General features: G+C 53.6%; 21 protein-coding genes and 1 tRNA gene. 16 read left to right on the top strand and 6 right to left on the bottom strand.

Going from position 1 to position 21684, the window contains the following annotated elements:
• Window positions 1–7 precede the first annotated feature (7 nt).
• Window positions 8–1027, bottom strand: coding sequence for an AI-2E family transporter (locus AC55FS_RS02410; protein ID WP_496934471.1), 1020 nt, complete (start codon window positions 1025–1027; stop codon window positions 8–10).
• Window positions 1028–1244: 217 nt separating this feature from the next.
• Here AC55FS_RS02410 and AC55FS_RS02405 point away from each other — a divergent pair.
• From AC55FS_RS02405 to AC55FS_RS02390, 4 genes are all read left to right on the top strand, one after another.
• Window positions 1245–1329: transfer RNA gene (locus AC55FS_RS02405), tRNA-Leu, on the top strand.
• Window positions 1330–1348: 19 nt separating this feature from the next.
• Window positions 1349–1684, top strand: a complete 336-nt coding sequence (locus AC55FS_RS02400; protein ID WP_496934470.1) for a CidA/LrgA family protein — start codon at window positions 1349–1351, stop codon at window positions 1682–1684.
• Window positions 1677–2372, top strand: coding sequence for an LrgB family protein (locus tag AC55FS_RS02395; RefSeq protein ID WP_496934469.1), 696 nt, complete (start codon window positions 1677–1679; stop codon window positions 2370–2372). The genes AC55FS_RS02400 and AC55FS_RS02395 overlap by 8 nt, the downstream gene beginning before the upstream one ends.
• Before the next feature lie 100 nt (window positions 2373–2472).
• Window positions 2473–4923, top strand: coding sequence for a PAS domain-containing hybrid sensor histidine kinase/response regulator (locus AC55FS_RS02390; protein WP_496934468.1), 2451 nt, complete (start codon window positions 2473–2475; stop codon window positions 4921–4923).
• Here the strand turns inward: AC55FS_RS02390 and nudE are convergent.
• Window positions 4920–5483 (bottom strand): ADP compounds hydrolase NudE, encoded by a 564-nt coding sequence (nudE, locus tag AC55FS_RS02385; protein WP_496934467.1) that lies wholly within the window; start codon window positions 5481–5483, stop codon window positions 4920–4922. The two genes, AC55FS_RS02390 and nudE, sit on opposite strands and share 4 nt — an antisense overlap.
• Window positions 5484–5528: 45 nt before the next feature.
• On the opposite strand from nudE, the gene yrfG reads away from it, so the two are divergent.
• The 4 genes from yrfG (at window position 5529) to AC55FS_RS02365 (ending at window position 9368) form a co-directional block, all read left to right on the top strand.
• A complete protein-coding gene (yrfG, locus tag AC55FS_RS02380; RefSeq protein ID WP_496934466.1) occupies window positions 5529–6188 on the top strand; it encodes a GMP/IMP nucleotidase in 660 nt (219 codons plus the stop codon).
• Window positions 6189–6232: 44 nt separating this feature from the next.
• Window positions 6233–6631 (top strand): ribosome-associated heat shock protein Hsp15, encoded by a 399-nt coding sequence (gene hslR, locus AC55FS_RS02375; protein WP_496934465.1) that lies wholly within the window; start codon window positions 6233–6235, stop codon window positions 6629–6631.
• A gap of 60 nt (window positions 6632–6691) precedes the next feature.
• Window positions 6692–7537, top strand: a complete 846-nt coding sequence (gene hslO, locus AC55FS_RS02370) for an Hsp33 family molecular chaperone HslO (RefSeq protein ID WP_496934464.1) — start codon at window positions 6692–6694, stop codon at window positions 7535–7537.
• Window positions 7538–7829: 292 nt separating this feature from the next.
• Window positions 7830–9368: a phosphoenolpyruvate carboxykinase gene (locus tag AC55FS_RS02365; protein ID WP_496934463.1), complete on the top strand. Its 1539-nt coding sequence runs from the start codon at window positions 7830–7832 to the stop codon at window positions 9366–9368.
• A 60-nt stretch (window positions 9369–9428) separates the two neighbouring features.
• Here the strand turns inward: AC55FS_RS02365 and AC55FS_RS02360 are convergent, their stop codons facing one another.
• Entirely contained in the window at window positions 9429–10415 is a 987-nt protein-coding gene (locus tag AC55FS_RS02360; RefSeq protein WP_496934462.1) for an aldo/keto reductase, read from the bottom strand.
• 54 nt (window positions 10416–10469) lie between these two features.
• On the opposite strand from AC55FS_RS02360, the gene AC55FS_RS02355 reads away from it, so the two are divergent.
• The 3 genes from AC55FS_RS02355 (at window position 10470) to gshA (ending at window position 15473) form a co-directional block, all read left to right on the top strand.
• Window positions 10470–11381, top strand: a complete 912-nt coding sequence (locus AC55FS_RS02355; protein ID WP_496934461.1) for a LysR family transcriptional regulator — start codon at window positions 10470–10472, stop codon at window positions 11379–11381.
• 81 nt (window positions 11382–11462) lie between these two features.
• Entirely contained in the window at window positions 11463–13793 is a 2331-nt protein-coding gene (locus tag AC55FS_RS02350; RefSeq protein WP_496934460.1) for a Tex family protein, read from the top strand.
• 117 nt (window positions 13794–13910) lie between these two features.
• On the top strand, window positions 13911–15473 hold the full coding sequence (gshA, locus tag AC55FS_RS02345) for a glutamate--cysteine ligase (RefSeq protein WP_496934459.1): 1563 nt from the start codon (window positions 13911–13913) through the stop codon (window positions 15471–15473).
• Between the two features lie 36 nt (window positions 15474–15509).
• Here the strand turns inward: gshA and AC55FS_RS02340 are convergent, their stop codons facing one another.
• A complete protein-coding gene (locus tag AC55FS_RS02340; protein ID WP_496934458.1) occupies window positions 15510–15935 on the bottom strand; it encodes a flagellar basal body-associated FliL family protein in 426 nt (141 codons plus the stop codon).
• A gap of 155 nt (window positions 15936–16090) precedes the next feature.
• On the opposite strand from AC55FS_RS02340, the gene AC55FS_RS02335 reads away from it, so the two are divergent.
• From AC55FS_RS02335 to AC55FS_RS02325, 3 genes are all read left to right on the top strand, one after another.
• On the top strand, window positions 16091–16621 hold the full coding sequence (locus AC55FS_RS02335) for a disulfide bond formation protein B (protein ID WP_496934457.1): 531 nt from the start codon (window positions 16091–16093) through the stop codon (window positions 16619–16621).
• A 322-nt stretch (window positions 16622–16943) separates the two neighbouring features.
• Window positions 16944–17417 (top strand): sigma D regulator, encoded by a 474-nt coding sequence (gene rsd, locus AC55FS_RS02330; RefSeq protein WP_496934456.1) that lies wholly within the window; start codon window positions 16944–16946, stop codon window positions 17415–17417.
• 43 nt (window positions 17418–17460) lie between these two features.
• Window positions 17461–18474, top strand: coding sequence for a WD40 repeat domain-containing protein (locus AC55FS_RS02325; protein WP_496934455.1), 1014 nt, complete (start codon window positions 17461–17463; stop codon window positions 18472–18474).
• 7 nt (window positions 18475–18481) lie between these two features.
• On the opposite strand, the gene AC55FS_RS02320 is transcribed toward AC55FS_RS02325, so the two are convergent.
• Window positions 18482–18925, bottom strand: a complete 444-nt coding sequence (locus tag AC55FS_RS02320) for a DUF4124 domain-containing protein (protein WP_496934454.1) — start codon at window positions 18923–18925, stop codon at window positions 18482–18484.
• 113 nt (window positions 18926–19038) lie between these two features.
• Between AC55FS_RS02320 and AC55FS_RS02315 the strand changes: the two genes are divergently transcribed.
• Together AC55FS_RS02315 and AC55FS_RS02310 are read left to right on the top strand one after the other, a co-directional pair.
• Window positions 19039–19818 (top strand): nucleotide-binding protein, encoded by a 780-nt coding sequence (locus tag AC55FS_RS02315; protein ID WP_496934453.1) that lies wholly within the window; start codon window positions 19039–19041, stop codon window positions 19816–19818.
• Between the two features lie 72 nt (window positions 19819–19890).
• The gene (locus AC55FS_RS02310; protein ID WP_496934452.1) at window positions 19891–21249 is read left to right on the top strand and encodes a hypothetical protein; all 1359 of its coding nucleotides are present in this window, start codon (window positions 19891–19893) and stop codon (window positions 21247–21249) included.
• Here the strand turns inward: AC55FS_RS02310 and AC55FS_RS02305 are convergent.
• Complete coding sequence (locus AC55FS_RS02305; protein ID WP_496934451.1) at window positions 21217–21684, bottom strand: TIGR02444 family protein; 468 nt, start codon at window positions 21682–21684, stop codon at window positions 21217–21219. The two genes, AC55FS_RS02310 and AC55FS_RS02305, sit on opposite strands and share 33 nt — an antisense overlap.

The following is a 21684-nucleotide window of genomic DNA, read 5'->3' as shown; positions in this document are numbered from 1 at the left end:
CCTTACCTCAATGATCGAGCAAGGTTGCCAACCAACGGGTCTGTGGGCGCGTTTCGAGAGCAATCTTGACCACCATGGTCAATGGAATCGATAACAACATGCCCACGGGCCCTAACACCCAGCCCCAGAACACCAAGGATAAAAACACCACCAGTGTCGACAAGCCCAGCGTACGACCCATCAATCGTGGCTCAACCACGTTTCCAAACAAGGTGTTGGCCGCAACAAAGATGGCAGCAGTGACCAGCGCCGAGCCAAAGCCGAGCTGAATCAGGGCAATCAGCACCGCCGGTACGGCCGCGATAATGGAGCCAATGTTAGGGATATAGTTCAACAGGAAAGCGACCAGCCCCCACAGCGGGGCATAGTCGACTCCCAGTAACGACAGCGCTATGCCAATGCTTAACCCGGTACCAAAACTCACCAGGGTTTTAATCGCCAAATACTGTTGCACCGATTGGCTAAACCGGGCGAAATGTTCAAACGCTAGGGTCTGCTCACCAAATGCGCGTTTGACTTTATCGGGGAAGCCGGATGCTTCCAGCAAGATAAACACCACGGTAAAGAGGATCAAAAAGGTGTTGGTGAGCACGCCGCCGAGGCCATTAAACACCGACGCCACGGTTTTCATCACCACGCCAGGATTGACGTACTCTTTCACCAGATCATTGGCGACCTCGATACCTAGGCTGCGCAAACCCGCGATACCTTGCTGCAATAGCGCATTGAGCTTTTGCTCATACACCGGCATGTCTTGATAAAACGCATTCACTGTGCCGCCGATAAAGGTCGCTAGTCCCATCCCTACAATCACAAACAACCCCACCAACAACAGCACGGCCAGTACACTCGGAACCCGGCGGCGCGTTAACCAAGCCATCAAGGGGGCACTCATGACGGCAATAAACACCGCCAGCAGGAAGGGCACCAGCATTGACGCCGCGCTTTTAATGCCAGCAATCACCACCACCGCAGCGGCAGCTGAGAGTATCAGGTGATTGGCAAAACGCGATTCATCCGAAGACATCTAGGCTTCTCCATGCAATACAAAAAAGCTAACCATACACCAGCACCACACAAGTGAAACCTGGCAAATCACTGCTGCGAGATCTACCTCGCCATTGCGCTCGCTGTTTTTGCGACATCACAGCCTTACATTTGCAGTCGCTGCAAAACCGAGGCAGATTAATAACAGTAACTACTTGAACCTAGCAGCGACTGGCAGTAGTATGCGCGACCTACCTGCGGAAGTGGTGGAATTGGTAGACACGCTGGATTTAGGTTCCAGTGCTTCACGGCGTGAGAGTTCGAGTCTCTCCTTCCGCACCATCCTTTGCCGGAGTAGATCATGCTTGGATTGCTGATTCTGCTGGCTTGCTTAATCGCTGGACATGGATTGCATTCAGCATCCCCCTTGCCTATTCCAGCCGCTATTTTCGGCATGTTAATTCTTTTCGTTGTGCTTCTTCTGCTTGGCAAAGTGCCATTGCCCTTGCAACACACGGTCACACAACTGTCTCCACTGCTGCCACTGTTTTTGATTCCCGTCAGCGCTGGCATCGTTACCCAGGCCCAAGTCATCAGCGAACACGGTTTGCAGCTCGCGATCATTTTATTTATCAGCCTGATTCCCGGCATTCTGGTATGCGGCTGGCTAATGAAAAAAGGCAATGGCCATGACTGAACTGCTGCAGCTGCCACTGTTCTGGACCACGGCCACCGTAGCAGTCTTTCTCATTGGTCAGTACATCTACCGATTGAGCGGCCATAGCCCGCTACTGCCACCAATATTATCGGCCGTGACACTGTTAGTGACCTTGCTACTGCTCACCGACACGTCTTACGCGGTGTATATGCAAGGCGGTGAATTGCTACATATTATGCTGGGCCCTGTGATCGTCATGCTGGCAGTGCCGTTTTATCAGTACGTGCACACCATGCGACGCCAGTGGCCACGTATTTTGCTGGCCATCAGCGCTGGCAGTGCCACCACGATCGGCGTAGCCGTGCTGCTAGCGGATTGGTGGATTGGCATCGACTCGATTAGCCGCACCATTGCCACCAAATCAATTACCACGCCCGTGGCCGTGGCCATCAGTGAGCAAAGCGGCGGCCTGGCGGCCCTGGCTTCAGCCTTCGTGATTGTGACGGGCATCTTTGGTGCGTTAATGGCGCCGGCCATACTGCGTTGGATAAAGCGCGATGACGCCGCCACCATGGGGCTCACCTTAGGCGTCTGCGCCCATGCCATTGGCACCAGTCGGGCGATGGAGTTAGGGCAACAACAAGCAGCTTATGCTGCCCTGGCCATGACACTGACCGCTACCTTACACGCGATATTTCTACCGCTACTGCTGCCATGGCTGATTTAATCAAACAGCACTAAGGTAATAGCACGCCCGCTACAAAGGACTCGTCAGCGCCAATGCCTGCCTTCACCACTATGCCGAACCGTCAGCTCCAGAGGCTGCCATGAACAACCGGCTCACTCAGTTATGGCTACTGGCACTGATCAGCGCGACCGGCATCGCTTTGCTGATTGTCGCCCTGATGCTTAATCAGCAAATCAATCAGGAATACCAGAGCATGCAATTATGGTCGGCTGAGCTGGGCAATTACGCCAAACGCCAGCAATCACCACCCGCCACCTTGATGCAAGCACTGACCAATCAGGGCTATTTAGTACAGCTGGTAGAAAGGCAAACCAATGCCGAGCGCATTGTCGCTAGCAACAGTCGCGAACTCACTTTAGAGGCGGCTCGGCAAGTACTAAAAAACGGCCAAAGCAAACAACACTATCACTGGCTGCAGGGACAGCTGTATTTACTTCAGCAAACCCCGATTCCGCCCAACGCTGCCGTGGTTGTCTACCGACCCATGGCCGATTTATACACAGGCCTGATCACCATGGGGATTTCGGTGCTGGCCTCCTGTATCGGCCTGCTGTTACTGCTGTTTGCCATTTTCCGTCGTCTGGTATTGCCATTAACACTGCGCCTGCAGCAGAACCGCTTACAGCACAGCATGGGCTGGGAGCATATGTCGGGCATTGCCCTGCAGCTCAGCGAAAGTCGTTATATCCTCGACTCAAATCCGCGTTTTCGTAGTTATTTTTCGCCGTCAGAAGGGCAACTATTCGACCCTTTTCTCACCGCCGACTGCCGTCAACGGGTAATCCACTGCCTGGAACAGGCCATCGACAGCCAGCAACCGGTCAACTTTGAATGCCAGTTGCAAGACGAGCAACATCAAACCAGCGACTGGTCACTGCAAGCCCGTACCGTTATTCATAATGGCCGCCGTTATTTACTGGTGAATGGCGATGACATCAGCAAACGCTCGCGCACTGAGCGTCAATTATTAATGGAGCAGCAGCGCCTCAATACCTATTTCGACGCTATGCAGACCCTGCTGGTGGTGTGTGACAGCCAAGCCGGTGTGCTCAGAATTAATGATCAGATGCGTCATCTGCTGCAGCTTCCAGACGAGCAAGTATTAGGGCGCACCATATTTTCACTGCTGCCACGCAGTCATGCTGAACGCATGCGGCGTCAATGGCAGCAACTGGTGATGGGCGAGCCCAATAACGATGACCTTGAATACCCCTTAATTGCCGCCAGCGGTAAAACCTACTTGATTAGCTGGCGCATTACTCGGGTGGAGGGCGATGACCGAGAGCGGGACGATTTTTTACTGGCCGGGGTTGATATCACCGCCAGCCGCGCTCAACAGCAGGCACTGGCCGATGCCAATGAAAAAATCCGTGAAGCCCTGGCCAAAGCAGAAGCAGCCAATCGCAGTAAAACCATCTTTCTGGCCAATATGAGCCATGAAATACGCACGCCGATGAATGGTGTATTGGGGGCAGCCGAACTATTGCAGGAATCACCCCTTAACGAAGAACAAAGCAGTTATGTGGACATTATCAGCAAATCATCCCACGCCCTGATTGCCATCATTAATGACATTCTAGATCTGTCCAAAATCGAATCTGGCAACCTCGACATCGAATACACAGATTTTGATTTACACGCCATGATACAAGATCTGTATCAATTGTTTGCTGATAGTAGCCGGCGGAAAAATCTGTCACTCACCAGCGTTTATCAAGCCGAATTGCCCACCTGCTGGCGCGGTGACAGCCAACGTATACGCCAGGTGCTGACCAACCTGATCAGTAACGCCATCAAGTTTACCGATAGCGGACAAATCCATATCGCCGTATCGGCACAGGAGCTGTCTGAACAGCGCTACCAAGTGGATATCGCAGTGACCGACACTGGCATCGGTATTGCCGCCGACAAGTTAGAGCATATTTTTTCGGCCTTTCGTCAGGCCGACAGCAGCACCAGCCGGCGTTATGGCGGAACCGGCTTAGGACTTACCATCAGCCGTCGTCTGGCGATGGCCATGCAGGGCGATATTGTGGTCGACTCCACACCGGGCGAAGGCAGCCGCTTTTGCTTGAGCCTGCCGCTTACCGTCGGCGATGCTCGCCAGCTACCCGACACCACCACAGTGAGCCCTGCTCGACCACGGCGCTTTCAAGGTCAGGTATTGCTAGCGGAAGACAACCCGGTGAATCAAAAAATCACCCTCAAGATTTTGCAAAAACTGGGCTTTAGCGCTGAGGTGGCAGAAAATGGCGATGTCGCCATTACCATGGTGCGACAACAGCAGTACGACCTGGTGTTAATGGATATCAATATGCCGTTGGTGGATGGCATTGAAGCCACAGAGCGGATTCGGGATCTGGGCATGCCTGGCAGCCAGGTGCCCATTTTGGCGCTGACCGCCAATGCCATGATGGAAGACCAAGAGCGCTGTCTGGCGGCCGGCATGAACGGTTTTGTTGCTAAGCCCATTCAACTAGAGCGGCTGGCCGATGCCATCGCCAAGGCCGCTCCGAGCTTGGTGGCCTAAAGCGGGTCACCCGGGTAGTGGCCAGCCAGATGTTGCTGCACTAGGGCAAGTGCTGCCAATACCCGTCCTTCGTTGCAATCGCTGCGAGCAAATAATTGCGGTAATTCGCTCATGCGCCATTCCACCAGCTCCAGCGGCTCGGGTTCATCGCCTTCGAGTTTGGATTCATACAAATCGCGCACTAACACCAAATCGATGCCACCGCTCATGTAGCTGGGCGACAGACTGACCTTTTTCAAGTGGATAAACTCGCGCGCGCCATAACCAATTTCTTCCTGCAACTCACGCAGGCAGGCATCACGCATGCTTTCACCTAAGTCGATGGCCCCTTTGGGCAACGTTAGGGTGTAATCTTCAACGCCACCACCGTATTCACGAATCATGGCAAAACGGTCGTCATCAAACATGGCTACCATCATCACCGCTCCAGACCCGCCCGGCACCAAGCGCTCATAGGTGCGTTCAACGCCATTGCTAAAACGTATATCCATGGATTCGATACGAAATAAGCGTGTTTCAGCCAGTCGGTGACGCGCGAGAATCTGAGGTTTTTTATCCATACCAGGCCCGTTTACAATGGTGAAAATGCGTTTGAGTATAACCCCATGACGGCCCTAGATTGGCAACAAATCGATACCGTGCTTCTGGATATGGACGGCACCTTGCTCGATTTGCATTTCGATAACTACTTTTGGCTGCAGCACCTGCCCAAAGCTTACGCTGCTCATCACAATCTCAGCCATGAACAGGCTATGGCCGAGTTGAATAAAAGCTTTACCAGTCTGCGTGGCACCCTCAATTGGTATTGTCTGGATTATTGGTCCGAGCTAACCAGCCTCGACATCATGGCCATGAAGCGCGACCTGCAGCATAAGATTGGCTTTCGCCCACACGTGCAGGATTTTTTGCAGCAACTGCAGCACCAGGGCAAACGCCGGGTCATTGTCACTAACGCCCACCGCGATGGCCTGGATCTAAAAATGCAGCAAACTGGCCTCGATCAATTGGTGGATCGCATTATCAGTTCCCACGACTATCGTGAACCGAAAGAAAGCCAGGCGTTCTGGCAGCATCTGCAGCGCGAAGAGCCCTTTGACCGTGAGCGTACGCTGCTCATCGACGATAGCCAGGCCGTGTTAGAATCCGCCGCTCGCTGGGGTATTCGTTACCTGCTCACCATTTACCATCCAGATAGCCAGCAGGCACCCAATCGCGATAGTCCCTTTCCTGGCATTGACCACTTCAATGAGTTGGATCTGGACTGATTCGCCCCCACTATGCATGTCAGAGTCACAGTAATTGAGTAACTATGAGCGATAATTCCGACAAGGTGCGGCTGGACAAGTGGTTGTGGGCGGCACGCTTTTTCAAAACCCGCGCCCTAGCCAAAGCGGCCATCGAAGGTGGCAAGGTGCACTACGACGGCCAGCGCAGCAAGGTCAGCAAAATTGTTGAGCTTGGCGCCACTCTGACCATTCGCCAGGGCTTTGATGAAAAAGAAATCGTGGTACAGGCTATTTCCGACCAACGTCGCGGCGCACCACAGGCACAATTGCTGTACACGGAAACACCCGCCAGCATTAAACGGCGTATGGACGCCGGTGAAAATCGCAAAATCATGCGCGCTGCCAACCTAGTACCCGACCACAAGCCGAACAAAAAAGAGCGTCGCGATATGCAGCGCTTTGAGCGCAATCAAGACTACTAAGCCAACCATTGCGCTACCGCTGGAGATATCCAGCCTCGACTTAACACCAGGAACACAAACATGAACACTGCCGACCAACTTCAACGCTTCAGCTTCGATGGCACCAATATCCGTGGTGAAATCACCCACTTGAACGACAGCTATCGCGAAGTCCTCAAGCGCCATCAATACCCAGACGTCATCGCCCGCGCCGTGGGGGAGCTGATGGCTGCCACCGCATTAATGAGCGCCACCTTGAAGTTTGCTGGTCGATTAACGCTACAGGTTCGGTTAACTGGCAACGTATCACTACTGCAGGCCGAAACCAGCGAGCAAGGTGAGTTACGTGCCATCGCCCGCTACGACGATCAACTCAGCAATGACGAGTTAGATTTCGCCGACGGCCAACTGGTGATCACAGTCGAACCCGAGCAAGGTCAACGCTATCAGGGCATTACCGCCATATCGTCCGGCAATATTGCCCAGGCCCTGACCGATTACTTTGAGCAATCGGAGCAATTAGGCAGCCGTTTCTGGCTCAGTTGTGATGGCGACAGCGCCGCGGGTTTTATGCTGCAAAAAATGCCTGCCAGCGTCGATGAAGATCCAGATGCCTGGGATCGCCTGACCCACCTGGCTAGCACCATCAAAGACGACGAGCTGTTGCAGCTCGACTTTGAACAGCTGTTGCATCGTCTTTATCACGAAGAGTCGGTGCGCTTGTATCCAGTCACAGCACTGAAATTTTTATGCACCTGCAGCCAGGAACGTATCGCCAACGCGCTGCATCAATTGGGCTACGACGAGCTGCACAGCATTGTCAGTGAACAAGGCAGCATTGCCATTAACTGCGAGTTTTGCCAGCAGCTATATCGCTTTGAAAGCCACGACGTTGAACAGTTGTTCCCTGAACGTCAGCAGCACTAGGCCTATTTCGATCGCGCTGTTTTATCCCTCAACCAAGGCGCAAAGAGATAAATAGTGTTAACAGCCCCTAACACAGCTTGGCAGATCTCTTTTGAACGGCCGCCACAAGCGGCCGATATGGACAAACCGCTGGCCTAACAAGACAGAACTTGCCCAACACTTATCCTTGTTGGCATTTTCTGGCATAATCGCGCGCCTCGAACGCCCGTGCACCCTCTGGGCGGTAGGTAACACAGACTGATGCGGCGGCTCTCCCCCGCACGACGACAGCGAGGACCCATCGGGCACCGATATGACCACTGTTTACACTGATTTATCTTCCCCTCAACTGATTGAACAGGCGCTGCAACGTGGCGAAGGCAAGCTGCAAAGCACCGGCGCTCTGGTTGTCACCACTGGCCAGCGCACTGGTCGCTCGCCGATGGACCGTTTCATCGTTGAAGAGCCCAGCAGCAAAGACGCCATCGACTGGGGCAATATCAATCGTCCATTCGACGCCGACAAGTTCGACGCGCTGTGGGAGCGAGTGGAAGAGTTTCTGTCACAACAAGACAGTTTCGTATCGCATGTGCACGTAGGATCGGATCCGCAGCACTACTTGCCGGTTAAAATGACCACCCAGACTGCCTGGCAGAACCTGTTTGGTCGTAACCTGTTTATCCGCCCAGACAGCTACAACACCGCCGACAAAGAAGAATGGCAAATTCTTAACGTTGCTGGCTTTGAGTGTGTGCCAGAGCGTGACGGCACCAACTCAGATGGCTGTGTGATCATTAACTTTGCTCAACGCAAAGTACTGCTGGCAGGTATGCGTTACGCCGGTGAAATGAAAAAAGCCATGTTCTCGGTACAGAACTTCCTGCTGCCAGAAAAAGACGTATTGCCAATGCACTGCTCGGCCAACGTCGGTGAAGAAGGCGATACCTGCCTGTTCTTCGGCTTGTCTGGTACCGGCAAAACCACCCTGTCTGCTGACCCTGAGCGCTATTTGATTGGTGATGACGAGCACGGCTGGGGCAAGGGCACCGTCTTTAATATCGAAGGTGGCTGCTACGCCAAGACCATCGATCTGTCGAAGAAAAACGAGCCCATCATTTGGGACGCCATCAAGTTTGGCGCCATTGTTGAAAACGTGGTGATCAACGAAGAAACTCGTATCGCCGACTACGCCGACACCAGCCTGACCGAAAACGGTCGCTGTGCTTACCCGCTGGAGCACGTTGAAAAACGTGTCGCAGAAAACAAAGGTGGCGAGCCGAAAGCGGTGATCTTCCTGACCTGTGATATGACTGGTGTTCTGCCACCTGTGTCTATCCTCAGCAAAGAGCAGGCGGCTTACCACTTCCTGTCTGGCTACACCGCGCTGGTTGGCTCAACAGAAATGGGTGGCTCTAAAGGTCTGAAGTCGACCTTCTCTACCTGCTTTGGTGCGCCATTCTTCCCACGCCCTGCCGGCGAATACGCAGAGCTGCTGATGAAGCGCGTTACCGAGTTTGACTCCCAGGTATATCTGGTGAACACCGGCTGGACCGGCGGTGCTAATGGCGCTGGCGGTGAGCGTTTCTCGATCCCTACGACCCGTGCCGTGATCAGTGCCATTCAGAGCGGTGCTCTGCGTGATGCCGACACCGAAACCCTGCCGGTATTTGGCCTCAATGTGCCCAAAGCGATTGACGGTGTTGAAAGCCAGCTGCTGAACCCAATTGCGGCCTGGGGCGACGAAGCGGCCTGGACGGAAGCAGCCAAAAACCTGGCGGCTCAGTTCGTTGAAAACTTTAAAAAGTACGACGTATCAGAAGCCATTCTGGCCGCCGCACCGCAGCTGGACTAACTGCCCAGCTGAAACAAAAAAAGGCCGTCACTGACGGCCTTTTTTTATGCGCTAAGAAAATCAGGCATTCACGCCTTTCATGCCCTCCGACGTGTAACGCTCGCCTTGCACCGTAAATCCATCTGATAGAGCCGTGAGCCGCTGACACTCGGCGGTCGTCAATTGTATCTCTGCAGCCGCCACATTCTGCTGCAGATAACTTAACCGCCTAGTGCCGGGAATCGGTGCAATGTCATCACCTTGTGCCAACAACCAGGCCAAACACAACTGCGCCGCCGTGCACTGCTTTTCCGCCGCCATGGCCGCAATACCCTGGGTCAGTTGCAAATTATGCTGGCGCACCTCAGCCTGAAAGCGCGGCAAAGAGCCACGAAAATCATCGTCGGCAAAGTCGGTCGCGGTATTCATAGTACCGGTCAAAAAACCACGTCCTAGTGGCGCATAAGGCACCAAACCAATGCCCAGCTCACGACAGGTCGGCAAGATGTCTTGCTCAATATCGCGACACCAGAGCGAATACTCCGTTTGCAGCGCCGTCACCGGGTGCACGGCGTGGGCTCGGCGTAAGGTGTCGGAGCTGACTTCACACAAACCGATATGGGCAATTTTGCCTTGCTTGACCAGCTCGGCCAGGGTTTCCATGGTGTCTTCGATGGGGTGTAACGGGTTCACCCGGTGCACGTAATACAGGTCGATGCACTCCACTCCCAAGCGCTGTAACGAAGCTTCGCAAGCTTGGCGAATGTAGTCTGGGCGATTATCCAACTGACGCTGATACTCTCCAGGGCGGCGCACAATGCCAAACTTAGTGGCAATGCGCAGCGCTCGCTGATTGCCCTTTAAAAACTGGCCGATTAAAGCCTCATTATGGTGCGGACCGTAGGCATCGGCGGTATCAAACCAGTTCACACCCAGCTCCAACGCCGCCTGCATCAAGGCCAATGACTGCTGATCATCGCTGGCGCCATAAAATTCGCTCATGCCCATACAGCCCAAGCCCAGTGCCGATACCTGTAAACCCTGTTGGCCTATGTGTCGCTGCTGCATAACGTTCCCCCTGCTGCCTTGTGGAAAAGGGTGCTAGCGTGGCACTCTCACGAAATGAAAAATACAGACAAAACTGACAACCTATTTTCCACTATCGGAAAAAGCTGGCATTGGGATGATATTCCGGCCTTTCTCGCCATTGCCCACCTCGGCACATTGACCGCTGCTGCAGCCAGATTGCATATCGGCGTGGCCACTCTGTCGCGGCGTCTAGAGCGGTTAGAAAGTGCCCTCGGTTTGGCGCTATTTATTCGCCAGCAATCCGGCTATCGCTTAACCGAAGACGGTGACGCCTTGCTGGAGCAAGCCGAAGCCATGGCCCGCGCGGCGGCGGCGTTCAGCCTGGAAGCACAACAGCAAACCCAACTTGAAGGCCATGTACGATTGGCGACGGCGGAGAATCTGGCCAGCCATCTGATTATTCCGGCGTTGCCCGATTTTCAGCGCCAATACCCAAGCCTGACCGTAGAAATCGTGACCGACATCAACACCGTCAATCTGCATCGTCGTGACGCCGATTTAGCTCTGCGCATGGTGCGACCAGAGCGCGGCCACGTCACCTTGCGACGGCTCGGTACCTTGGGTTATGGCCTCTATGGCAACAGCGACAACGCCAATCGCCAGCAAATCATTGGCTGGAACGAGCATTATGATCATCTGCCCGCCGCTCAATTTATGAAGCAATGGCTGAGCCAGCAAAGTGATGCTCAGTTCAGTTTACTGACCAGCTCCGTCGCCACTCAGGTAGCAGCCGCCAAAGCCGGTTTAGGCGTTGCCGTATTACCGCACTTTTTAGCCCAAGCCGCCGGCCTGCATTGTTTGCAAACGCAGCTGGGCATCGATCAGACGATTTACCTCAGCATTCAAGCCGACCTGGCGCATTCGCCGCGCATTCGCGTGGTGGCTGACTTTATCAGTGAGCTGGTATTAGCCCAGCAGTCGCAGTTAGCCGGTAGCAGGGTATGAATTGCGACCGGCGTCTTTCCCCGCTTTTCCTGCCTTGGTTATACTCCGGCGCTGTTTTTTTGATTGTTTGAGTATTTGTTTATGAGTCACGCCACCATCGGCCAGCGCATTGCTGACGAACTCGGTATTCGCACCCAGCAAGTTGACGCTGCCGTCGCCTTATTAGACGAAGGCGCTACCGTGCCTTTTATTTCTCGTTACCGTAAAGAAGTCACCGGCTCGCTGGATGACAGCCAGCTGCGCCAACTGGATGAGCGACTACGCTACTTGCGTGAAATGGAAGACCGGCGTGAAACCATACTGAAAAGCATCGATGAGCAAGGCAAGTTAACCGACGAGCTCAAACGCGAGCTGCTCACCGCCGATACCAAAACCCGCTTGGAAGACTTGTACCTACCGTACAAACCCAAACGCCGCACTAAAGGTCAAATCGCCATTGAAGCAGGCCTTGAGCCTTTGGCCGAAAAGCTGCTGGCCGATCCGACGTTAGACCCAGAGCAAGAGGCTGAAGCCTTTTTTAATACTGAGCACAACATCGGTGATAGCAAAGCCGCCCTCGATGGTGCCCGTTATATTTTGATGGAGCGCTTCGCTGAAGACGCAGATCTTTTGGCTAAGCTGCGCCGCTTTATGCATCAACAAGCGCAAGTATCGGTACGCGTGGTGGCTGGCCAAGAGCAAGCCGGAGCCAAATTCTCCGATTATTTTGAGCACGACGAAGCGCTAAAAAATGTGCCCTCCCACCGTGCCCTGGCGATGCTACGTGGACGCAATGAAGGCATTCTCAGCATTAGCCTGGTCACCGGTGATCCGGAAGACAAAACCAGTGCCAGCCCTTGTGAGGCCATGATTGCCGATCACGTCGGCATTGAGCAGCAAGGTCGCGCTGCGGACCGCTGGTTGGCCGAGGTGGTGAAATGGACCTGGCGCATCAAGCTGCTGAACCACCTAGAAACCGAGCTGGTTGGCCAGCTGCGTGAGCAAGCCGAAGAAGAGGCCATTCGGGTATTTGGCGACAACCTGAAAGATTTGCTGCTAGCCGCACCAGCCGGTAACAAGGTCACCATGGGCCTGGACCCGGGTTTACGTACCGGCGTCAAAGTCGCCGTTATTAATGCCACCGGTAAAGTGGTCGACCACGCCACCATTTACTGCACGCCGCCACAGAATAAGTTTGCCGAGTCCGCCGCGGTATTAAAGGCCATGATAGCCAAACACGGCGTCGAGCTGATCGCCATCGGTAACGGCACAGGCTCACGTGAAACCGACAAGTTTGTTGGCGATATGATCAAAGCCCAGCCCGAGTTAAAAGCTGTGCAAAAGGTGATGGTGAACGAAGCGGGCGCCTCTGTGTATTCCGCCTCAGAACTAGCCGCGCGTGAATTTCCGGATCTCGACGTGACCATTCGTGGCGCCGTCTCCATTGCCCGCCGTTTACAAGATCCACTGGCCGAGTTGGTGAAAATCGAACCGAAATCCATCGGTGTCGGCCAGTACCAACACGACGTTAACCAATCACGTTTAGCTCGCTCCCTCGATGCCGTGGTTGAAGACTGTGTGAACTCGGTCGGTGTCGACCTTAACACCGCCTCGGCCCCGCTGCTGACTCGGGTGTCTGGCTTAAACGCTACTTTGGCCAACAATATCGTTGCTTACCGCGACGAAAACGGCGCCTTCCCCAGCCGTAAAGAGCTGAAAAAAGTCGCTCGTTTAGGCCCTAAGGCTTTTGAGCAAGCGGCGGGCTTTTTGCGCATTATGAACGGCGACAATCCGCTCGACGCGTCAGCAGTGCACCCTGAGTCTTACCCTGTAGTGGAAAAAATCGCCCATCAGTTCAGCAAAGACGTGACCAGCTTGATTGGCGATAGCAGCCTGTTGAAGTCGGTGAATGCGGCGGACTTCAGTGACGACAGCGTCGGTGAAATCACCGTTAAAGACATTATCAGCGAGCTGGAAAAACCCGGCCGTGACCCGCGTCCTGAGTTTAAGTTTGCCGAGTTCAAAGACGGCGTTGAAGACATCAAAGACCTTAAGCCCAATATGGTGCTGGAAGGCGTGATCACCAACGTCGCCGCTTTTGGTGCATTTGTTGATATCGGCGTGCACCAGGATGGCTTGGTGCATATTTCAGCGCTGTCGGACACCTTCGTCAAAGATCCACGCGATGTGGTGAAAGCCGGCGATATCGTTAAGGTCAAAGTGATGGAAGTGGATGTGCCACGTAAACGCATTGGTCTATCGATGCGCATGAGCGACGACGCCCTGGAAAAAGCTAATGAACGCTCGCTAGGTGAGCAAAACAAGGATCGTCGCGGCCGTTCACAGCCGAAACAGCGCAGTGCAGCCCCGGCGGGTGGCGCCATGACCGGTGCCATGGCAGCCGCCTTTGCCAACGCCAAACAGCGTAAATAAGCACTGGTGCTAACACGGCAATGGGCTGTTCCACTGAGATGGCCCATTTGCCGGTTTACCTGCGCCTAGCGCAATCCTCTATAATCTCCCGATTCCGACTCCCACACCGAGGCGACCTTGATCACATATCACCAAAGGCTGGCTATGCTCAGCCATCCAGAGCATCAACCCCTGCTGACTCAGCTGAGACGCGGTGTTGAGAAAGAAGGCTTGCGCTGTGACAGCCAAGGTGTGATCAGTCAGCAGCCGCATCCACGTGGCTTGGGTTCTGCACTGACCCACGACAGCATCACCACGGATTATTCGGAAGCGCTGCTGGAGTTTATTACCCCGGTCTTTGCCAGCGCACACGAGGCCATCGCCTATTTGGATGTGGCGCATCGTTATACCTACAGCCAGCTCAACGGTGAGATGATCTGGCCCAATTCCATGCCGTGTATTTTGCAGGGTGAAATGAGCATTCCCATTGCCGATTATGGGCGCTCTAACATTGGCCAGCTAAAGCATGTCTATCGTCACGGTTTATGGCACCGCTATGGCCGCATGATGCAATGCATCGCCGGTATTCATTACAACTTCTCGCTGCCAGATAAGCTGTGGCCGTTATTGCAGCAGCAGGAAGAAAACCAACAACCGCTGCAGGATTATATTTCCAGCCGTTATTTTGGCTTGATTCGTAACTTCCGTCGTTATTCCTGGCTGTTGTCGTATTTGTTTGGTGCCTCACCGGCCTTGTGTGAAAGCTTTCTGGATGGCAAACAGCACGACCTCCAGCGCCTGCATCAACACACCTTGTACGCGCCTTACGCCACCTCATTGCGCATGAGTGACCTGGGCTATCAAAACGATGCGCAATCGGATTTGATCGTCTGTTACAACCGCCTCGATAGTTATATCGATACCCTCGGCAAGGCCGTCAGTATTCCGGTTGAGCGCTATGACGCCATTGGCTTACAGACCACAGACGGCGTCTACAAGCAGCTCAACAGCAACCTGCTGCAAATCGAAAACGAGTATTACAGTGATATTCGTCCAAAGCGCGTTGGAAAAAATGGTGAAAAACCGCTGCAAGCGCTGGATAAATACGGCGTTGAATACATCGAAGTGCGCAGCACCGACCTCAACCCCTTCCTGCCACTGGGGCTGGATGTACCGCAAATGCACTTTATGGATGTATTCCTGACCTGGTGTTTGCTGCAACCTAGCCCAGATATCGATATGGACGAATATCGGCGCATTCGCCGCAATCAGCAAACCGCCTTGATGGAAGGGCGTAAGCCGGGGCTGCAACTGGAAAGCGCTGGTGGTGAACGTAACCTAGTCGATTGGGGTCGCGAGGTATTGGAAGGCATGCGAGGACTGGCTGAGCAGATGGACGCCGCCAATGGCCACAGTTTCCATATCGACAGCCTTAATCAGCAGTTATTAAAGCTGGCCGATAGCGAACTGACGCCATCCGCTAAGGTGTTGGCCGCTTTGCGTGAGCAGTCACTCGAGTTCAGTGAATTCACCCGCCAGCAGGCCTTACAGCATCGAAAAACCCTTTCCGAGCCGTTGGCGGCCGAAGTACGCCAGCGCTGGCAACAACAAGCCGAGCAATCTTGGGAAAAGCAGTACGCTATCGAAGCGGCCGACGACCGCCCATTTGCGCAGTTTTTAGCCGAGTATCAAAAGCGTTAAAGCCCTAGGGGCCTGCTTAAGTACCCTAACAGGCCCTTAGTTCTGTACCACAAAGTTATTGAAATAGAGGTCATCGACATAGGGTGACCCTTCCAGCAGTACCATCAGTGCCCGCACTTCATCTAACGCCACCTTGCGCAGCGATTCTCGGCCCTGAGCGGTATTCATCACATCACCGTCTTGAGCACTGAGTAACATCACCAGGTTATTGCGAATATAGGGTTTATGGTGGCTGACGCGCGACGCGGCATCGGTACTACTGACCCGCAGCGCCACTTCCGTACGCAGGTATTTCATGCGACCTTCACTGCCGTAGTTGAGCACAAAGGCCGGCTCCAAATGAATGTACTTAGTGACCTTGTTCTCTGCTGGTGCTTCTTCTTCCGGCTCGTCTTCTGCCCAGCTGGCAGCAGCCCCCATCAGACTGATCAGCATCCATCCAATCATGGCAGCGCGGAACATATTGGCTCTCCTATGAACTAACTCACCGTGGTCACGTGTGTGGTTTGAGTCCTAATTTTAGCCTATCGCTATCAGCACGGTTGCCATACCCTGTTATTTCGCTGCCACAAGCCCTAAACTCGCGACGCAACTCGCCATTGGACGGATATCGTTTTATGCCTTCACACCCTGTTGTTCAGTTTTTTCAATCACCGCTCTGGCTAGGGCGCGCCGGCCTGTTAGGCTTCATCACTTGCGCCACCTTGCTGGCAACGGCGTATTACTTTGAATACTACCTCTACATGGACCCTTGCCCATTGTGCATGGTTCAGCGGTTGGCCTTTTTGCTGATTGGGCTGGGCTGTTTGGCGGTATTTTTGGCCCGTCATCGCCCTGGCTGGCGTTTGGCAACGCTGACCTTTACCTTGGCGGCGTCAGTATTTGGCCTGTGGAGCGCCGATCACCATATCTGGATTCAAAATCTTCCGGCAGACGAGGTGCCCGACTGCGGCCCGAGCTTTGACTACCTGATGGATACCCTGCCACTGTCTGAACTGTTAAAAATCATGTTACAGGGCGACGGTAATTGCGCAGAGATTTCCTGGAGCTTGTGGGGGCTAAGCATGCCGGAATGGACACGCTTGTGGTACGCCGGCTTTGTCGCTGTCGTTGGCGCTGCTTTGGCACTCAATCTTCGCCGCCGTTAAAGCACCAGATTTTGCCACAGTCGTGAGCGCCCTTTGGCTGTTCGTTAAAGCGCAGTGAGCACAACACCCTTAACTGAGTTTTGTCGCAGTCGTAGTCGCCCTTTGGCTGTTCAAGCTTCGTCATCGTTAAAGCGCAGTGAGCACAACACCCTTAACTGCCTGGCGCAGACCAGCGGTTAAGGGGCGCGACAGAATAAGCCAGTCATTGCTCAGATCAACAAAATCCCTTTCTGTACTTGCACCTACATTTCTCTGCCACATATATTGATGCCATGCGCGGACACACTGCTCCGCAGATTCACGGCCGGCAATGAGGCACGTTATGTTAGAGAATTGCAAAACCGCACAAGAACGCTGGGGCGGCGTTCACCGTTTAATCGACAAGTGGCTGAACGATCGCCAGCAACTGATCGTACAGTACTATGGGCTCAGTTCCTGCCAGCCGCTCGCCAATGACTATAATCTGGGCGAGGCCATCACCCGTTTATGTGAGTCCATCGTTGATTATTGCTCAGTCGGACACTTTGAAATTTACGAGCAGCTAATTAACGAAGCCAAAGAGTATGACGATGGCGGCCTTGATGTAGCGCGTGAGCTGGTACCTCGCTTAGACGAGCTGACCACACGTTGTGTCGATTTTAATGACACCTATGATCAGCATTGCTGTCTCGATGATCTGGCAAAATTGCCGCAGGATTTATCCAGCATTGGCGAAGTACTGGAAGAGCGCTTCGAACTGGAAGATCAATTAATCGAGAAACTGCACAATATTCATCGTGAGACTGCGACCGAATAAATCTCTGCCCGCAGCTTGCGACTCAATACGATAGGGATGGAGTATGTTGAGCAACAGGGCAATTCAAGCTAAACGGCCATCACACTCAGGTGGCCGCTGTTCTTTTTCTTCATTCCCTGTTGTTCTGCTGTTTACCAGCACCCTGCTGATTGGCTGTCAGCAAGGCCAACCACCCACTGCCAGCCAGGAAGTGGCCCGCCAGGGCGCCTATTCCATTCGCTTTTCCCATGACGGCAACAGCGCAATGGTCGGCAGTCTGCATCACGGCGGCAGCCTGTGGACTTTGCAACCGTTTGAGCGCCGCTACGATTGGAACCATGTGGCCGAAGGCTACAGCAACCTGACCAGCTCAGCGTTTTCTGCTAACGATCGCTATGTCGCTACCACAGACTTGCGCACCATAGTGTTATGGCAAGTCGACAGCGGCGAAGCCGTTTGGTTTTGGAATGCTCCGGGAGACATTGAAGACATCGCCGTAGGCAACAATGGCGACTTTGCTTTGCTGGCCATGCAAGACTACACCGCCACGCTATTCGATATAAAAAATGGCGGCATCCTGCGCCGTCTGGCCCATGACGGCATCGTTTACGACGTCAGCCTCAGCGACCAGGGACTACTGGCCGCCAGTGCCAGTGATGATTTACAGGCACGGGTATGGAATCTGCAAACGGGCGAGGTTCAGCAGCAGTTTGAGCACCCTAATCAGGTACGTACTGCTCAGCTATCAGGCGATGGTCGCTTGCTATTTACGTCGGCCATGAGCAGCCCTGGCAAACTATGGGACGTAGCCTCGGGTCGGCTACTGCACGAATTGGGCAATACCCGCGGCTATTTTAGTGCTGCGCGTTTTAATAACGGCGCCAGCCAACTATTAACCGGCACCACATCAGGACAAATCACCTTGTGGGACGTCAGCAGCGGCCAACAATTAAAGCAATGGCATGCGCAGCAGCGTAGCGGTTGGATCAACCGCAGCGTGGTGATTGAAGATGTCGCCTTTAACAATGGCAGTTACTTTGCAGCCGGGGCCAATGGTTTAGTGTTTACCCTGCAGTAAAGGCAGCCTAAGGAATTTCCTTCAGCTGTTGGTTACGTTCATTCATCAGATTCTGCACATTTTCGGCCTTTTCCATCATATCCTTCACGCTTTCAGGGTCGACCGTCATTGGTAGTGGTAAGGTTTTTTGCGGTACTGCCGCCTTGCTGTCGGACTTCTCTACGTCTTTTTTAGCCACTGCAACAGGCTGCAAGATATTGGCGGCGGTGTCGATCTTCACCTCATGTAAGGTGACTCCCTCTGGTGGCTCATCGCCAAAATGCCATTGGCCATTATCGTCTTGCCACTTGTAATAGGTCTGCCGGGTTTCGTCGGTAGATATCACGTTAATCGGTACATAGGTCTGGTTATTACCGGAGTTCAAATAACGACTCATCAGATAAGGGCCCATTAAAGCAGCGGCGACGGTCAAAACCATAAATCCCAAACGCACCTTACTCTTCATTTTCATTGACCGAATCCCACAATTACCACCATGGCGCAGTATAACCTATGCTGTACTGGCTGGAAGCACAGCGGCTATGTTCGCCGCTGAGCACAATCCCCTGAACAGCCAGGTGATGTATGACGGAACCGTCTGATGCTGAAATATTTCGCCCCGATGCCAGAGTAATTGGTTATACCGCGCCCGTTAGGGTGATGGTGGCCAATGCTAAAGGCGGCTGTGGAAAAACGACACTGGCAACCAACCTAGCCAGTTTCTTTGCTAAGCACTATCAAACCGCCTTAGTCGATTACGACCCACAGGGCTCCGCCATCGATTGGCTGGCGGTACGCAACCCACATTTACCAACGATTGAAGGCATTGCCGCGTTTAAAAAACACCAGCCCCATCTCAGTACTCGCTGCTGGAGTCTGCGCGTCGCTGCCAATACCACCCGAGTGGTGATGGACACACCTGCAGGTCTACACGGACAAGCCCTAGCCGATATGATTCAACATTGTGATGTATTGGTAATTCCAGTGATTCCTTCTGCCATCGATATTCGTGCCGCCACCGGTTTTATTCGTGACGTCATGCTGTCACATCCCTACCGCATGCATCCACGTCCACTGGCTGTCGTTGCCAACCGCGTGCGCAAAAATACCTTGGTGTACGCCAAACTAGAGCGATTTTTACATAGTTTAAAAATTCCTTTTCTGACGTCACTGCGTGATACCCAGTTTTATGTGCGCGCCAGTGAACATGGTCACGGTATTGTCGACTTAGAAGACGCCAAAGAGCGTGATGGTGCCGATTGGCAACCCTTATTAACTTGGCTTGATGGTACTGCACAGAAATTAGTAGCAGCCAACGACAGCACGGATGCGCTATCCTCTGCCGCAACATGGCAGGATTCCTGATTCGTCCATAGAGGAATGCTGCCCTTTTCGTATAATGCCCACATCGTTTATCGACAGCACAGAGGTATCACTATGGCCGCCGCGAAGAAGACGACCGCCAGAAAAACAACTGCTCGCAAGACAACTGCCCGCAAACCGAAAGCGGCTGCTTTAACGCCAGTACAACAACTGGAAAAGGATATCGCCGCACTGCAAAGCAAGCTGGAAAAGGCTCGGGACAAGCAGTTAAGTGATACCGAAAAAGCCGTTGCTAAGGCAGAAACTGCCAAACAGCGAGCGATGGAAAAGGTTAAAAAAGCCACCGAAGCACGGCAAAAAGCCAGCGCCAAGGTCAAGCTTAAAAAGACCGCCGCCAGCGAACGCCAGCTGGACAATGCCCGCCAACGCTGGGAACTGGCGAAGGCAGAAAAAGACGCCGCACAACAAGTGCTGGTTGATGCCAAGGCTGAATTGGCCACTTTGAAAGCCGAAGAAAAACAACGTACCGCTGTATTAAAAGCCATTGCAGTCATTGAGCGCGAGCAAGAGCGTAAAGACAAAGCCAAAGCTTCACCCGCTCGTTCAGCCAGCACAGCCAAAGCCCCAGCCAAAAAAGTGGCGGCGGCAAAACCTGCGGTGAAAAAGGCAAGCAGCACTGCTAAGCCTGCGGTCAAAAAAGCAGCCAGCAAAACGACAGCGGCCACAGCAAAAACGGCAAGCAAAAAAGTAACAACTGCCAGCACAGCAGCTCCAGCGAAAAAAGCAGTGAAATCTACGGCTAAAAAACCGATTGCTGCTGCCAAAGCCCCAGCGAAAAAAACCACGGCCGCTAAACCTAAGGCCAGTACCGCTAAGCCAGCGGCCAAAAAGGTAGCTAGCGCCAAGAAAACCACCGCGACACCGGCAGCGGCCAAAGCGACGACTAAAACAGCAGCCAAGCCTGCGGCCAGCAAAACTGCCGCAACAAAAACCGCTAGCAAAGTTGCTGCAAAGCCTGCGGCGAAAAAGACCGCTACGAAACCAGCAGCTAAGAAGACCGCCACTAAGGCAGCTGCAAAACCCGCTGCTAAAAAGACCGCTACCAAACCAGCCGCTAAGTCAGCACCAAGTCAATTAGAGCAAGCCACTCAGGCGCCAAGCACGGCTGACAACAATAACGCTCAGCAAGCGGCGCTCAGCAGCCAGCCAGCTGTTGTAGAAAGCACTGTGGTTCAGCCCACGCTGATTCCCGAAGTCGCACCGAGTACGGAAAGCGCTGCTATTGAGTCAGCGGCTAAACCAGCCCAGGTAGAAATGCCAAAGCCTGCAAGCGTCGACCAGTCTGCCAACAACGAACAGCCAGCCACGGCGGATAAACCTGCACAGACCAGTTCTGAGCCGGCCAGTGCTGAAGTCACGCCAAAACATGACGGCAGTGGCTCAATCGCCAGTTTGTTTGGCGACGACGAATAAGTCGTTAATACGCTTTACCGCCAGGTCATCATTGGCCTGGCAGCCCACCTGCCCCGCAACACCCAGCTCGCCATCAAACGTTTCTGAGCACAGTAACCACTGCCATAAATACGCCAGCCCTTGCTGCTCGGCTTCAATTTCCAGCTGTTGCAGGCGCGATCTAAGCGCTAATGATTTGTCCAGCTGACGCCGTATCCGCCGCAGAGGCACGACTGTTTGCTCACGCCACTGCAGGTAGTGTTCTGGCAATGCTTGCTGAGGCCAGCCTTGGCCACGGCTGTGCTGGAATAACTGAGTTAATAACAACAATACGTCGGCGCCGTGCTCGTCTTGCAGCTGCAACAAGGCCTGCTGAACTGGATCATGACGATAAATACCGACTGCGTACTGCCACAGTGGGTTATCCAGCGTATCTGTGGCACACTTCGGCGGCAT

The sequence above is a fragment of the Bacterioplanes sp. CLAM21 genome, from assembly GCF_059641015.1.
Note: the sequence above shows the minus strand (reverse complement) of the source record. Positions and strands in the feature narration are given on the sequence as shown.